Origin of the sequence: Streptomyces sp. NBC_00086 (assembly GCF_026343255.1) — a bacterium.
In the GTDB taxonomy this organism is placed as follows: Bacteria; Actinomycetota; Actinomycetes; order Streptomycetales; family Streptomycetaceae; genus Streptomyces.
In genome coordinates this window covers 978,962-991,629 of the sequence record NZ_JAPELZ010000001.1, presented here as the reverse complement: position 1 = coordinate 991,629, position 12,668 = coordinate 978,962, and the positions used below count along the sequence as shown (strand labels likewise).

General features: G+C 73.6%; 11 protein-coding genes. 7 read left to right on the top strand and 4 right to left on the bottom strand.

Annotated elements, in window-relative coordinates:
* Window positions 1-18: 18 nt before the first annotated feature.
* Window positions 19-1,350 (top strand): TfuA domain-containing protein, encoded by a 1,332-nt coding sequence (locus tag OG276_RS04535; protein WP_266902960.1) that lies wholly within the window; start codon window positions 19-21, stop codon window positions 1,348-1,350.
* A gap of 41 nt (window positions 1,351-1,391) precedes the next feature.
* Window positions 1,392-1,982, top strand: coding sequence for a DUF6434 domain-containing protein (locus tag OG276_RS04530; RefSeq protein ID WP_266902958.1), 591 nt, complete (start codon window positions 1,392-1,394; stop codon window positions 1,980-1,982).
* On the opposite strand, the gene OG276_RS04525 is transcribed toward OG276_RS04530, so the two are convergent.
* Window positions 1,963-3,288, bottom strand: a complete 1,326-nt coding sequence (locus OG276_RS04525; protein ID WP_266902956.1) for an MFS transporter — start codon at window positions 3,286-3,288, stop codon at window positions 1,963-1,965. The two genes, OG276_RS04530 and OG276_RS04525, sit on opposite strands and share 20 nt — an antisense overlap.
* A gap of 54 nt (window positions 3,289-3,342) precedes the next feature.
* Here OG276_RS04525 and OG276_RS04520 point away from each other — a divergent pair, with 54 nt between their 5' ends.
* From OG276_RS04520 to OG276_RS04505, 4 genes are all read left to right on the top strand, one after another.
* Window positions 3,343-4,095, top strand: coding sequence for a helix-turn-helix transcriptional regulator (locus OG276_RS04520; protein WP_266912519.1), 753 nt, complete (start codon window positions 3,343-3,345; stop codon window positions 4,093-4,095).
* An 83-nt stretch (window positions 4,096-4,178) separates the two neighbouring features.
* Window positions 4,179-5,942 (top strand): FAD-dependent monooxygenase, encoded by a 1,764-nt coding sequence (locus tag OG276_RS04515; RefSeq protein WP_266902954.1) that lies wholly within the window; start codon window positions 4,179-4,181, stop codon window positions 5,940-5,942.
* A gap of 198 nt (window positions 5,943-6,140) precedes the next feature.
* Window positions 6,141-7,205, top strand: a complete 1,065-nt coding sequence (locus tag OG276_RS04510; protein WP_266902952.1) for a hypothetical protein — start codon at window positions 6,141-6,143, stop codon at window positions 7,203-7,205.
* A gap of 247 nt (window positions 7,206-7,452) precedes the next feature.
* Window positions 7,453-8,253 carry a polysaccharide deacetylase family protein gene (locus tag OG276_RS04505; protein WP_266902950.1) on the top strand — a complete coding sequence of 267 codons (801 nt, stop codon included), beginning with the start codon at window positions 7,453-7,455 and terminating at the stop codon, window positions 8,251-8,253.
* 63 nt (window positions 8,254-8,316) lie between these two features.
* Here the strand turns inward: OG276_RS04505 and OG276_RS04500 are convergent, their stop codons facing one another.
* Window positions 8,317-9,924, bottom strand: a complete 1,608-nt coding sequence (locus OG276_RS04500) for a cell wall metabolism sensor histidine kinase WalK (RefSeq protein WP_266902948.1) — start codon at window positions 9,922-9,924, stop codon at window positions 8,317-8,319.
* Window positions 9,917-10,609: a response regulator transcription factor gene (locus tag OG276_RS04495; protein WP_266902946.1), complete on the bottom strand. Its 693-nt coding sequence runs from the start codon at window positions 10,607-10,609 to the stop codon at window positions 9,917-9,919. Before OG276_RS04495 ends, OG276_RS04500 begins: the two co-directional genes overlap by 8 nt.
* A 155-nt stretch (window positions 10,610-10,764) precedes the next feature.
* Between OG276_RS04495 and OG276_RS04490 the strand changes: the two genes are divergently transcribed.
* Window positions 10,765-12,045, top strand: a complete 1,281-nt coding sequence (locus tag OG276_RS04490; RefSeq protein ID WP_266902944.1) for a glycosyltransferase family 4 protein — start codon at window positions 10,765-10,767, stop codon at window positions 12,043-12,045.
* Window positions 12,046-12,074: 29 nt separating this feature from the next.
* Here OG276_RS04490 and OG276_RS04485 read toward each other — a convergent pair whose 3' ends face one another.
* Complete coding sequence (locus tag OG276_RS04485) at window positions 12,075-12,641, bottom strand: dihydrofolate reductase family protein (RefSeq protein WP_266902942.1); 567 nt, start codon at window positions 12,639-12,641, stop codon at window positions 12,075-12,077.
* Window positions 12,642-12,668 lie beyond the last annotated feature (27 nt).

Below are 12,668 nucleotides of genomic sequence, written 5' to 3'. Positions count from 1 at the left end.
GGCGTGAAGGGGGCCGGCGTGAGCGGGCCCAGGGTGATCGTCTACGCGGGGCCGACGATCTCGGCCGCCGACGTCCACGCGGTGCTCCCCGGGGCGGACGTACGGCCGCCCGCGGGCCGGGGCGACCTCCTCGCCGAGCAGTGGCACCCCGGAGACGTGGTCGTGGTCGTCGACGGCTACTTCCGGGAGCGCCGCTCCGTCGGCCACAAGGAGATCCTCCAGGTGCTCACCGAGGGCGCGGAGGTGATCGGCGCCGCGAGCATGGGCGCACTGCGGGCCGCGGAGCTCGCCCCGTGCGGCATGCGGGGCCTCGGCACCGTCTTCACCATGTACGCCTCGGGCGAGATCGACGGGGACGACGAGGTGGGGGTCCTGCACGGCCCGGCCGAGATGGGGTACCCGGCGCAGACCGTGGCCCTGGTGAACCTCCGCTACGGCTGCAAGGAGGGCGCCGAGACCGAGCTGATCGCACCCGACGCCGGCCGCCGGATCGTGGCGGCGGCCGCGGCGCTGCCCTTCACCCACCGCGGCTGGAAGGACATCGAGCAGGCCCTGGACGAGGATGACCACGAGTCTTTGCGGACCCTGGAGGAGATGATCGCCTCGGGCGTCTGGGACCTCAAACGGCTCGACGCGATGGCAGCGCTGCGCGCGATCGCGAGCCGGGGCGCCGTGACCCCCGGTCCGGTCGCGCCCGAGGTGCCCTTCACCGGCATCAGCCGGACCCAGTCCCTGGTCCGGCGGACCCGCCGGGAGCACTCTCCCGGCCGGTGGATGTCGGACCTCGACGTGCTGGACGCCGCCCGGCTGTTCGACGAGGGGTACCCCGCGCTGCACGAGGAGGTGCTGACCGGATTGCTGGAGGAGCTCGCCGGCGCCAGGGGCATGACGCTCGAAACGTACGCACGGGCCAAGCTCGGGCTCGACGGCCGGTCGCCGCTGCCGGACTCCCTGGCCCGCTGGTTCACGGAGCAGGAACTGGCCGGGCTCCCCGTCGCCGACCGGATCCGGCTCCTCATGGTGCGGGTGTGGCCGGTGTGGCAGTCGGTCGACTGGCGGCCGACGGTCCTGGCACGCATGCGGGACTCCGGGCGCTGGGGCGAGTGGTCCGCTCTCGTCGTCCGGGCCGACGGGGCCGCGGAGGAGACCCGGCCCAAACTCGTGGTCCCGCCGCCGCCGATGTGCGCGAAGCTCTTCCTGCGCCACTGGCAGGGGCGCGGCACCTCACCGGACGTCGAAATGGCCCGCCGCGGATTCACCGGGCTCGACGGGCTCGGCGGGGCGGTCCCGAGGTTCTTCGCCCTGGACGTCCTGCGGGGCCGCGAACGCCGCAACGCGGCGGCGCGTTGACCGCGGGAGGGCGCGGGAGGCGGGCGGTTTAAGATGGGAACGTGAGTACGAATCAAGGTGAAGTGCGCCCCGCTCCGAGCCCGGAGCTGAGCGGGGCGGAGCTGGCGCGCTGGTACTGGACTCTGGCCGAACTCAGCGCGCTGGCACGCCGGATGGGCCTCTCCACCGGAGGCGGGAAGGCGGCGGTCACGGCCCGGATCGCCGCCGCGCTGGACGGGCTCCCGGCCCCGGCGCCGGTCCCGGCCGCCGGTCGGCCCGCCCGCGGTGCGGGCCGGCAGCTCGCCGCGCCCGTGGACGGTGCCAGCGTCATTCCGCCGGGGCAGCGGTGCAGCCAGGTGCTGCGGGAGTACTTCGTCCGGGAGATCGGGCCCGGCTTCCACTTCGACGCCTTCATGCGGGACTACGTGGCCCAGGGGGCGGGGCGCACCCTCGCCGAGGCGGTCGCCCACTGGCACGCCACCCGGGAGCGGGCGGCGCAACCCCAGGAGATCGGGGCCCAGTTCGAGCTGAACCGGTTCCTGAGGGACTGGCACGCCCGGCACCCCGAGGGCACCCGCCCGCAGGCCCTGGCCGCCTGGCGGGCGCACCGCTCCAGCCCCCGGAAGGCCGCCGTCACCCCCGGGCCGCAGTGAGCTCCGGCTCCGCGGGCTCCGGCTCCGCGGGCTCCGGCTCCGCGGGATCCGGCAGGCGCCGGGCCAGGGCCCAGGCCAGCAGGGGGAGCGCGGCCAGCGGGAGCAGGGCGGTGTGCAGCGAGGCGGCGTCGGCCGCCGCGCCGACGAGGGGGCTCGCGAGGCCGCCCACGCTGACGGTCAGGCCCAGGGTGACTCCGCTCGCGGTGCCCATGCGGGTCGGCAGGTAGTCCTGGCCCAGCGTGACCTGGAGGGAAAAGGGCACGTACAGCGCGGCGGCGGCCAGCGCTGCGCAGACGTACACCAACGGGAGCGGCAGGAAGAGGATGCCCGCGACGGCCGGCGCCACCGCCGCGTAGGCGCGGTGGACGGTGGTGACCCGCCCCCAGCGGGCGGCCAGCCGGCCGCCCAGGAGGGTGCCGCCGGCGCTCCCGGCGAAGAGGGCGAACAGGGCCGCGGCGCCGGCACTCTCGCCGCCGCCGCGCTCGCGGACGTACAGGGCGATGAAGGTGCTCAGGCCGGTGAAGACCACCGAGCGCACGACGACGACCAGGGACAGCCGCAGGAAGGCCCGCCAGTCGTCGCGGGGGCGCCGGGACGCGGCCGGGGGCGGGGTCGCCACCTCCCGGCCGGCGGCCGAACGCTTGGCGGACGGCGGCCGGTTGAGGAAGACGCCCAGCGCCGCCGGGGCGGCCAGCAGCCACCACCCCGCCGGGCCCGGCAGCGCCAGCGCGCCGACGACCAGCAGCGGGGCGCACGCGAAGCCGATGTTGCCGCCGAGCGCGAACCAGCTCATCGCGCCGTGCCCGGCGCCGCCCACCGTACGGACCAGCCGGGCGGCCGCCGGGTGGTAGGCGGCGACGCCCAGCCCGGACAGGGCGACGGCGGCGAGCGTGGCCGCGTACCCGGCGTCGAGTCCGACCAGCGCCACGCCCAGTCCCGCGGCGGCGGTGGCCAGCGGGATCAGCCAGGGCATCGGCCACCGGTCGGCGAGCGCTCCGAACAGCGGCTGGACCACGGAGGACAGCAGCGAGGCGGCCAGCACGATGCCGGACGCGGCGGCGTACCCGTACGAGCGCTCGGAGACGAGGAACGGGACGAGCGCGGCCACGGCGCCCTGGTAGACGTCCACGCAGGAGTGGCCCGCGGCGAAGGCGGCCGTACGGAGCCGGCCCGGGCGGCCGGGCGCGGGGACCGGCGTGGCTGCGGGGTCGGGGTCGGGTGTCGATGAGGGCGGGGTCGGGGGCGGGGGCGCGGGTGTGGGCGTCGGGGCGGCGGGCGAGGGCCGGGGCGGTCTCATGGAGGTCACCGATCGAGAATCGCTCCTGCCGGTGTTGGCCCGCTTCCGATAAATTGCCGGATGATGCAGAAAATCCGCCACACCCCGCGCGCAGCGACGAGCATCCGCGAGCTCGACACCCACCACGGCATCGATCCGCACCGCCACGACGACCACCAGATCTGCTACGCCGGTTCCGGGGTGGTGTCCGTGACCACCGACGCCGGCACCTGGGTGGCCCCGACCACCCGAGCCCTGTGGATCCCGGCCGGGACCGTGCACGAGCACCGCGCCTTCGGCCGCGTCGACCTGCACAGCGTGGGCCTGCCCACCCGCCTCAACCCGCTCTCCCTCTCCGCCCCCGCCGTGCTCGCCGTCGGCCCCCTGCTGCGCGAACTGATCCTGGCCTACACCCGGGCCCCGCAGGACGACACCGCCGAGCGGCGCCGGATGCTCGCGGTGCTCCTCGACCAGCTGCGGGCCTCGCCGCTCCAGCCGCTGCACCTGCCCGCTCCCGCGGACCCCCGGCTGGCCGCGGTGTGCGCGCTGCTGCACGCCGATCCGGCCGACCGGCGCGGGCTGGCGGAGCTCTCCGCGCAGGCCGGGGCCGGGGCGGGGGAGCGGACCCTGAGCCGGCTGTTCCGCTCCGAGCTGGGCATGACGTTCCCCCAGTGGCGGACCCAGTTGCGGCTGCACCACGCGCTGCGGCTGCTGGCGGTCGACACCCCCGTCACTGCGGTCGCGCACCGCTGCGGCTGGTCCTCGACCAGCGCGTTCATCGACGTGTTCCGGCGGGCCTTCGGCCACACGCCGGGGGCGCACGCCAAGAGGGGCTGACGCCTTCGTCTGGCCGTCCGCGAATCGCCGGGTCAGCATGGGAGGAGGGGACCGGTTCGGGGCCAGGCGGTTGGGAGGCACCCATGGCGCACACCCCGACGACCGACGTGCTGATCACGGGAGCGGGTCCGGTCGGACTCAGCGCGGCCGCGGAACTGCGCCGGCACGGCGTGAGCTGCCGCCTCGTCGACCGGCTGCCGGCCCGCCTCCCGTACGCGAAGGCGGTCGGCATCCAGCCGCGCACACTGGAGATCTGGGACCGGATGGGCCTGGCGCGCACCGTCTTGGAGACCGCCGTGTCCCTGCGCGGTCAGCTGATCTACGTCAACGGCACCGAGCGCGCCCGGATCGAGCTCATGCTGCCCCCCGAAGTGCCGTACCGGTTCGCCGCGCTGCCTCAGTACGAGACCGAGCGCATCCTCGAAGAGCACCTCGCGGCACTGGGCACCGTCATCGAACGCGGCACCGAACTGCTGTCGTTCACCCAGGACGGGGACGGCGACGCGGACGGGCCCGGCGGCGTCACCAGCCTGCTGCGCACCGCTTCCGGCGGCGAGGAGGAGCTGCGCACCCGCTACCTGATCGGCTGCGACGGAGCGCACAGCACCGTGCGTAAGGGGCTGGGACTCTCCTACGAGGGCGGGGCCTTCGCCGAGGAGTACATGCTGGCCGACGTCGTGACCGACTGGGACCTGCCCGGCGGATACGGCGTGCGCTCCACGCACCAGGGCGCCGACGGGTCCACCGACGACCTGCTGGTGTGCATCCCGCTGCCCGGCCGGGGCCGCTACCGCATGTCGATGCTGGTCCCGCCCGAACTCTCCGCGGAGCCGAGCGATGGACGAGCGGGAGGATCACCCGGGGGCCCCGGAGCGGGCGACGGAGTGCTGCACGGGCTGGAGGGCGGCCGGGTTCCCGAGCTGTCCCACATCCAGGCCGTCGTCGACCGCCTGGCCCCCGTCCCGGCCACGGTCTCCGGCATGCGCTGGTCCTCCGTGTTCCGCATCAGCCACCGCATCGTCGACCGCTACGGCGACGGCCGCGTCTTCGTCGCGGGCGACGCCGCCCACATCCACCCGCCCACCGGCGCCCAGGGCATGAACACCGGAATCCAGGACGCCTGCAACCTGGCCTGGAAGCTCGCGCTCACCCTCCGGGGCTCGGCCGGGCCCGCCCTGCCCGCGAGTTACGACGCCGAGCGCCGCCCCGTCGGCGAGGAGGTCGTCGGCCGGACCGTGCGGCACGCGACCCAGGGCATGGAGAGCGACGAGGACGATCCGCGGACCGTGCTGCTCCGCGAGGCCCAGCTGCTCGTCGGCTACCGCGGGGGACCGCTCGCCGGCAGCCCGTTCGGCCCGGACGGCGCGCCCCAGCCCGGCGAACGGGCCCCGGACTGCTCCGGGTTGACCCTGCCGCTCGCCGCCTACCCCTCGCGGCTGCTCGACGTCCTGCGCGGACGGGTCGGCCACGTGGTGATCCTGTACGGGGCCGACGGCGCGGCCCTGGCCGAGGCCGCCGAGCAGGCCCGGACCGCGGGGTCTCCACTGGCGGAGGACGGCGCGGACGGGAGCGGCACCCTCGGCCCGCCGACCCTGGCCGTCCTGGCCGTCCTGGCCGTCCTGGCCCGTGAGGCCGCACTCGACGCTGCCGCCGGCCTGCCCGCCGCCGTCCCCGGATACCGGGACGCCGCCGGGGAGTTCGCCCGGCTCTACGGCGCCGACGGCCCGACCGGATTCCTCGTGCGCCCGGACGGGTACCTCGGCGCCCGCTTCCCGCTGCCCGGCACGGCGACAGCCCTGTCCGGCTACCTGGCCTCGCTGTCCGCGCCGGCCGGCCCCGGGTCCTGACCCGAGGGCGGCCGGTAGCTTCTGATCTTCCTGTGGGGTCCCGGGATCGGCATCCCATCGACATTGATACGCGTATGCGTATGTATTGATGCACATCCGATGATCAGGGTGCATACCTTCAAGAGGTCGCCGCGGTCACCACGGATCCGAGCGGCCGCCCCAGCCTGAGATCCGTGCCCCGAAAGGGCCTGCTTGCCGATGCGTATGCCCCCTCGCTCCCTGCGCCGCTGCGTCCTCCCCGTGACGGCCGTCGCCGCGGTCACCCTGGGAACCGCCTGCGGCAGCTCCCAGCCCGAGGTCGTCGGCTCGGCCCGGATATCCACGCAGGACGGCACGGCCCGTTCGGCCCGGCTCACGTACGACTTCGGTGACACCGCCTACGCGCCTCCCGGCCTGGACGGCAAGCGCACGGAGCTGAAGGCCGCCGTCACCTACCCGCGCGAGCTGGGCGGGGGGAAGCACCCCCTGGTGATGATGCTGCACGGCTGGGGCGACACCTGCGCCGCGGGCGACGAGCCGGTCCGCGGGCAGGGCTGGCCGTGCGCCAAGGGCGCCGAGCCGGTCGACAACCACCTGGGGTACTCCTACCTGGCCGAGGCACTGGCCGAGAAGGGCTACGTCGTGGTGTCGGTCGCGGCCAACGGCATCCAGGCCCAGGAGAAGAACCAGGGGCACACCGCGCGTGCGGCCCTGCTGGACAAGCACCTGGAGATGTGGAAGCAACTCTCCACCGGGGAAGGCCCGCTGCGGGCGCTCAGCGGGTTCACCGGCCGTGTGGACCTGGACCGGGTCGGCACGCTCGGGCACTCGCGCGGCGGCGGGGGCGTCCTCGCCCAGGCGCTGGACAGCCACGAACTCCCGCCCGGCGTGACCCTCCGGGGCGCACTCGCCTTCGCGCCCGCCATGAACGGCATCGACGCCGCCAAGGAACGCATCACCCGCGTTCCCCTCTCGCTGGTCGCCGGAACCTGCGACGCCATGTGGGAGGTCAGCAAGGTCCCCATGGCGATGGCCGCCGGGAACCCGGACGTCGAACACCACGACGTGCCCGGCGGCAACCACAACTTCTTCAACACGGTCTGGACCCCCGGCACCGGGCCCGCTTTCGCGACGGACGATGTCGCCATCGAGAAGCGCCGGCGTCCCGGAGGCCGGTGCGAGAGCACGAACGGGACGGGCAGTCCCCGGCAGCTGGGGCCCGCGGAGCAGCGCGAGACCGCGATCCGCTACGCGACCGCGTTCTTCGACAAGCACCTGAAGTAGCAGCCTTCCTGCTGCCCGCCCCTCCTCCGGCCCCGCCGTATCCGGCGGCACGGCCGACAGCATTCCGGCAGGCGCCTTAAGGGTTCATTAAGGCGGCTCTGCGCATGCTGCTTCGGCCGCTGGATCTGCCGGGATGCCGGCATCGTTCCGCCGCGAGAGATCGCCTGCGCCATTTCTCCATGCGGGCATTTCCACCGCGCAGATGTCCACCGATCCATTTCCTATGACAAATCCAGGGTTTCCCCTCATGAATCGCTCGTTCAAGCGCCCCGTGCGCGACACTTCCTCCCGGCGCATCGTCATGGCGGCGGCCGCGCTCCTGGTGACGACTCTCACCGGCTGCTCCACCCTGAACGGGGTCGTCTCGCCGGCAGCCGTCCGCGCCGAGGCGGTCCGCTCCCTCGGCAAGCCCGGTTCAGGGCACGCGTCCGGCCCGGTGGACTGCAACGTCGCCAAGTGCGTGGCCCTCACCTTCGACGGCGGCCCGAGCGAGCCGACGCCCCACCTGCTCGACTACCTGAAACGGGAAAACGTCCCGGCCACCTTCTTCCTCCAGGGGAAAGGCCACACGGACACCTACCCCGACACCGTGCGCCGCATGGCCGACGAGGGTCACGAAATAGCGAACCACACCTGGTCGCACGAGAACCTCACCGAACTCACCCCTGACCAAATACGGGCAGAAATAGAGCCGGTGCAGAAGGACATAGAGAAGGCGACGGGCCGTGCACCCACCCTCATGCGCCCTCCGGGCGGCGCCACCAATGACGAGGTGAAGAAGGTGATGAAGGAACTCGGCCTGGCCCAGATCCTGTGGAGCGTCACCGCGAAGGACTACGCGACCACCGACAGCGCACTCATCGAGCAGCGCGTACTCGACCAGACCAAGCGGGACGGGATCATCCTGCTCCACGAGCGCTACTCCGGAACCATCCCCGCCGTCCCCGAGATCGTCCGCGAACTCCGCGACCGCGGGTACACCTTCGTGACCGTCTCCCAACTCCTCGCGCCCGCCCACCCCGAGCCCGGCAAGGTCTACCGTCCCTGACCGGTCCGCCGCCCCGGAGCCCGAGCGCCGAGGCGGGGGGCGGGGAGGGTCACCGGCGCCCTGCTACCGAGGGAGCCTGAGGAGGAAGGCCGCGCCCCGGTCGGCCGGGGTGACGGCGAGGGTTCCCCGGTGGTGGTGCGCGAGCTCCCGGGCGATGGCGAGGCCGAGGCCGCTGCCGCCGGTGTCACGGGTCCGTGCTTCGTCGAGGCGGGTGAAGCGGTCGAAGATGCGCTCGCGGTCCGCTTCGGGGATCGGGGCGCCGTCGTTGTGGACGGTGCACTCCACCCATCCGGGCCGCAGGTCGAGCGAGACGGCGACCCGGGTGCCGGCGTGGCGGGCCGCGTTGTCGAGGAGGTTGCGCAGCAGGCGCCGCAGTTGGTCAGGGTCGCCCGGGACGGTGACGGCTTCGCCGGGGGCGTCGAGGGTGAGGTGTGCGGCGGCTTCGGGCCGGGTGTGGGGCAGTTCGAGGAGGAGTTCCCGGATGAGCCCGGTGAGGTCCACCGGCGACCTCTTCGGCGGTGGCGCGGAGGCGTTGTCGAGGCGGGCGAGGGTGAGGAGGTCGTCCACGAGGTACTGCAGTCTCGTCGTGGCCTGGAGGGCGCCCGCGAGGGTGCCGGGCCGCTGGGGCCCGGTGACGGCGACCTCCAGGGTGGTGCGCAGGCCGGTGACGGGGCTGCGCAGTTCGTGGGCGGCATCGGCGATGAACCGGCGTTGTCGGTCGGCGTGGGCGTCGAGCCGGTCGAGCGTCTGGTTGGTGGTCCGGGCGAGGCGGGTGATCTCGTCCTCGGCCTCGGGGACCGGGACCCGGGTGCCGGCGCCCGGCTGGTCGACGGTGGCGAGGCGGGTGCGGATGGCTTCTACGGGGCGCAAGGCGCGGGTGGTCGCCACCCAGGCGCTGAGGGCGACGATCAGGGCGGCCAGCGGTACCGCGGTGGCCAGGGCCGGGACGAGCGCGTCGGCGGCGCGGGCCGCCTCGCCCCGGGTGACGGCGACGTAGACGGTGTAGCGGCCGGATGGAGGCGCCGACTCGTTGGGGGCGCTCGGGTCGAGCTTGTGCGCCTCGATGCTGGTGCCGGCCATGTCCACGGTCTGCCCGCTCAGTTCCGCCGCTTGGGCGAGGCAGTCCCGGACGGGCTGTCCGGTCGTGGTGCGCGTGGGGTCTCCCGTACACGCGGCGGCCGGCGTGCCGAAACGGACCGTTGCGAAGGTGGCCCAGCCGGGTCGGGCCGAGGCGGGTGCGGGCGAGAGGTCGTCGACGGCGTCGGGGAACGCTTCCAGGAGCCAGGACCGGAACGGGCCCTGCGGACCGATGATCACCACGGGGTTCTGGGCGATGATGTCGCTGGTGGATTCCCGGTCCCTGGCCCGGGTGCCGGCGAACTCCTCCGCGACCGAGCGGGACTGGGACAGGGCGCGGCCGCGGGCGGCTTCCATCTCGTTGGAGTAGACGTCGTGGTGCAGCCACCATGCGCTGCCGCCCGCGAGCACCAGGGCGGCCGCGCCCGAGGCGAGGGCGGTACGGGCCCGGGTGGGCAGCCGGGTCCACCAAGGGAACATCCGGGCGCGGGTCCGGGGAGCGGGCTCAGGCTCCTGCGGCACGTCGGGCACGTCGGGCACGTCGGGCACGTCGGGCACCTCGGGGAGCCGAGGCGGCTGGGGGAGCTCAGGCATGCGACTCGTCCAGGCGGTAGCCGTACCCCCGGACCGTCACGATGCTCCGGGTGCCGTACGGATGGTCGATCTTCCGGCGCAGGAGGCTGATGTAGACCTCCACGATGCTCGCCGCGCCCCGGTAGGCGATGTCCCACGCCTCGCCGAGGACGGCCTCCTTCGACAGCACCCGGCCCGGCTCGCGCATCAGGCATTCCAGTACCGCGAACTCCTGGCCGGTGACCTCGATGCGCTCACCGCCACGACCACAGGTCCGCGCCCGCGGGTCGAGCCAGAGGTCGCCGGCCCGCAGCACCTCGTGCTGCCCGGGGTCCGCGGCCGTGCGGGTGCTGCGCCGGATCAGCGCACGCAGGTGCGCCGTGAGGACGAGTAGGGCGAACGGCTTCGTCAGGTAGTCGTCCGCCCCGGTGTCCAGGCCCTCGGCCTCGTCGAGTTCCCCGTCCCTCGCCGTCAGCATCAGCACCGGCGTGTCCACACCCAGGGCCCTGAGCCGGCCGCAGACGGCGAACCCGTTCAGCGACGGCAGCATGACGTCCAGGACGATCGCCGCGAAGTCGCCCGTGGCACCGAGCTCCACCGCGGACAGACCGTCAGCCGTGAGGGTGACCGCGTACCCCTCGCCCTCCAGCCCGTCGCGCACCGCGGCCGCGATCACCGGATCGTCCTCCACCACCAAAATGTCCACTTTGCCAGCATGCCACTCACGAGCTCCCGACCAGGATGACCAGGCCTTCAGGAACGGTTAAGCAGGTTCTGCGCACAGTGGGCCGGCGCGAGTACGCGCACCCCGGCTCCCGCCGTCGAGGATCCCGCCTCCGATACCGAAGGACCTGTCGCCCCATGCGTATTTCCTTCCTGCTCCACAATGCCTACGGCATCGGAGGCACGATCAGGTCGACGTTCAACCTCGCCGCCACCCTCGCGGAACACCACGACGTGGAGATCGTCTCGGTGCTCCGCCACCGCGACGTGCCGACCATGAGCGCACCCGCGAACGTCCGCCTCACACCCCTGGTCGACCTGCGCGCCGGATCTCCGGACTACGACGGTGACGACCCGCACCACGCCCTGCCGGCCAGGGTCTTCCCCCGTGCGGACGGCCGGCACAAGCAGTACAGCCGCCTCACCGACGAACGGATCGGACGGTACCTGTCGGCCCTGGACGCCCACGTGATCGTCGGGACCAGGCCGGGGCTGAACGTGCACATCGCCCGGCAGGCCCACTCCGCCGCCGTCAGGGTGGGGCAGGAGCACCTCACCCTCTCGGGCCACGGCTTGCGCCTGCGCCACGAGATACGCCACCGCTACCAACTGCTGGACGCCGTCACCACCGTGACCGAGTCCGACGCGCACGCCTACCGGCGGCTCGGCCTTCCCTCGACGAGGGTGGAGGCGATTCCGAACAGCGTGCCGGCCGCCTCCGCGGAACCGGCCGACGGCACCGGCAAGGTCGTCGTGGCGGCGGGCCGGCTCACTCCGGCGAAGCGGTACGACCTGCTCGTCCGGGCCTTCGCCCGGGTCGTCGCCCGCCATCCGGACTGGCAGCTGCGCATCTTCGGCAGCGGCGACGCCACCGGCAACGAGAGGGAGAGCCTGGCCGCCCTCATCGGCGAACTCGGACTGAGCCGCAACGCCCATCTCATGGGCAACGTCGACCCGCTGGAGCCCGAGTGGGCCAAGGGATCCATCGCCGTGTCCACGTCCGACCAGGAGTCGTTCGGCATGACCATCGTCGAGGCGATGCGCTGCGGCCTCCCCGTCGTCTCCACGGACTGCCCCGTGGGACCGCGCGAGATCATCGAGGACGGGGTCGACGGACGCCTCGTCCGCCCCGGCGACGCGGACGGCATCGCCGCCGCGCTGCTCGCACTGGCGGACGATGCCGAGCTGCGGCGGCGCATGGGCGAAGCCGCCCTGGCGAACTCGGCCCGCTTCGACCCCGCCCGCATCGCGGAACGCCATCTGGACCTCTACCGGGACCTGCTGCGGCGCGGCCCCGGACGACGCTCGCTCGGTCCCGCGCGGGAAACCGCGCACCGCGTACGCATCGGCGCGGTCGACACGGCCCACGCCCTGCGTTCCACCGCCCGCGGGGTGCTGGCGAGGTACCGCGCCGCCTGATCCCGGGGCAGGGGTGGGCAAGACCCCGCTCAGGCGCGCGAGTACCGCAGCAGCACCACCCCGTTGCCGAACGTGCGGGTCTCCTCCAGCCGGAGCGGGACCGTGCCGTCGGAGGGCGGGAAGAGGGGGTGGCCGCGGCCGATGCGTACGGGGTGCACGTAGATCCGGTACTCGTCCACCAGACCGTGGCGCAGGAACGAGGCGGCGAGGTCCGCCCCGCTCAGGGTCAGGTCACCGCCCGGGGCGGCCTTGAGGGCCTCGACCTCCTCCGGTACGACCTCCCGGAGCACGGTGGCGTTCGGGTCGGCCTGCTCGGCGGGCAGGGTGCGCGAGTACACGAACTTCCGTGCGGAGCGCCAGATGCCCGCGAAGTCCGTCTCCACCGGGGACGCGTCCGGATCGGCGCCGGCGGTGGGCCAGTAGGCGGCCATCTGCTCGTAGGTGACCCGGCCCATCAGCATGCCGCCGATCGACCGGACTTCGTCGTTCATGTGCTGGTGCAGCTCTTCGTCGACGAGGCCCCAGTCGAGCTGCCGCTCCGGGCCCTCGTAGTAGCCGTCGAGGGAGACCTGCGACATCAGGATGATCTTTGCCATAACGGACCAGACTACGCGCCGTCCATA

Excerpts from the sequence above, each read along its gene's own strand:
- OG276_RS04520 (WP_266912519.1), top strand. The coding sequence starts at position 3,343 with ATGCAGAAAATCCGCCACACCCCGCGCGCAGCGACGAGCATCCGCGAG.
- OG276_RS04515 (WP_266902954.1), top strand. The coding sequence starts at position 4,179 with ATGGCGCACACCCCGACGACCGACGTGCTGATCACGGGAGCGGGTCCG.
- OG276_RS04510 (WP_266902952.1), top strand. The coding sequence starts at position 6,141 with ATGCGTATGCCCCCTCGCTCCCTGCGCCGCTGCGTCCTCCCCGTGACG.
- OG276_RS04505 (WP_266902950.1), top strand. The coding sequence starts at position 7,453 with ATGAATCGCTCGTTCAAGCGCCCCGTGCGCGACACTTCCTCCCGGCGC.
- OG276_RS04500 (WP_266902948.1), bottom strand. The coding sequence starts at position 9,924 with ATGCCTGAGCTCCCCCAGCCGCCTCGGCTCCCCGAGGTGCCCGACGTG.
- OG276_RS04490 (WP_266902944.1), top strand. The coding sequence starts at position 10,765 with ATGCGTATTTCCTTCCTGCTCCACAATGCCTACGGCATCGGAGGCACG.
- OG276_RS04485 (WP_266902942.1), bottom strand. The coding sequence starts at position 12,641 with ATGGCAAAGATCATCCTGATGTCGCAGGTCTCCCTCGACGGCTACTAC.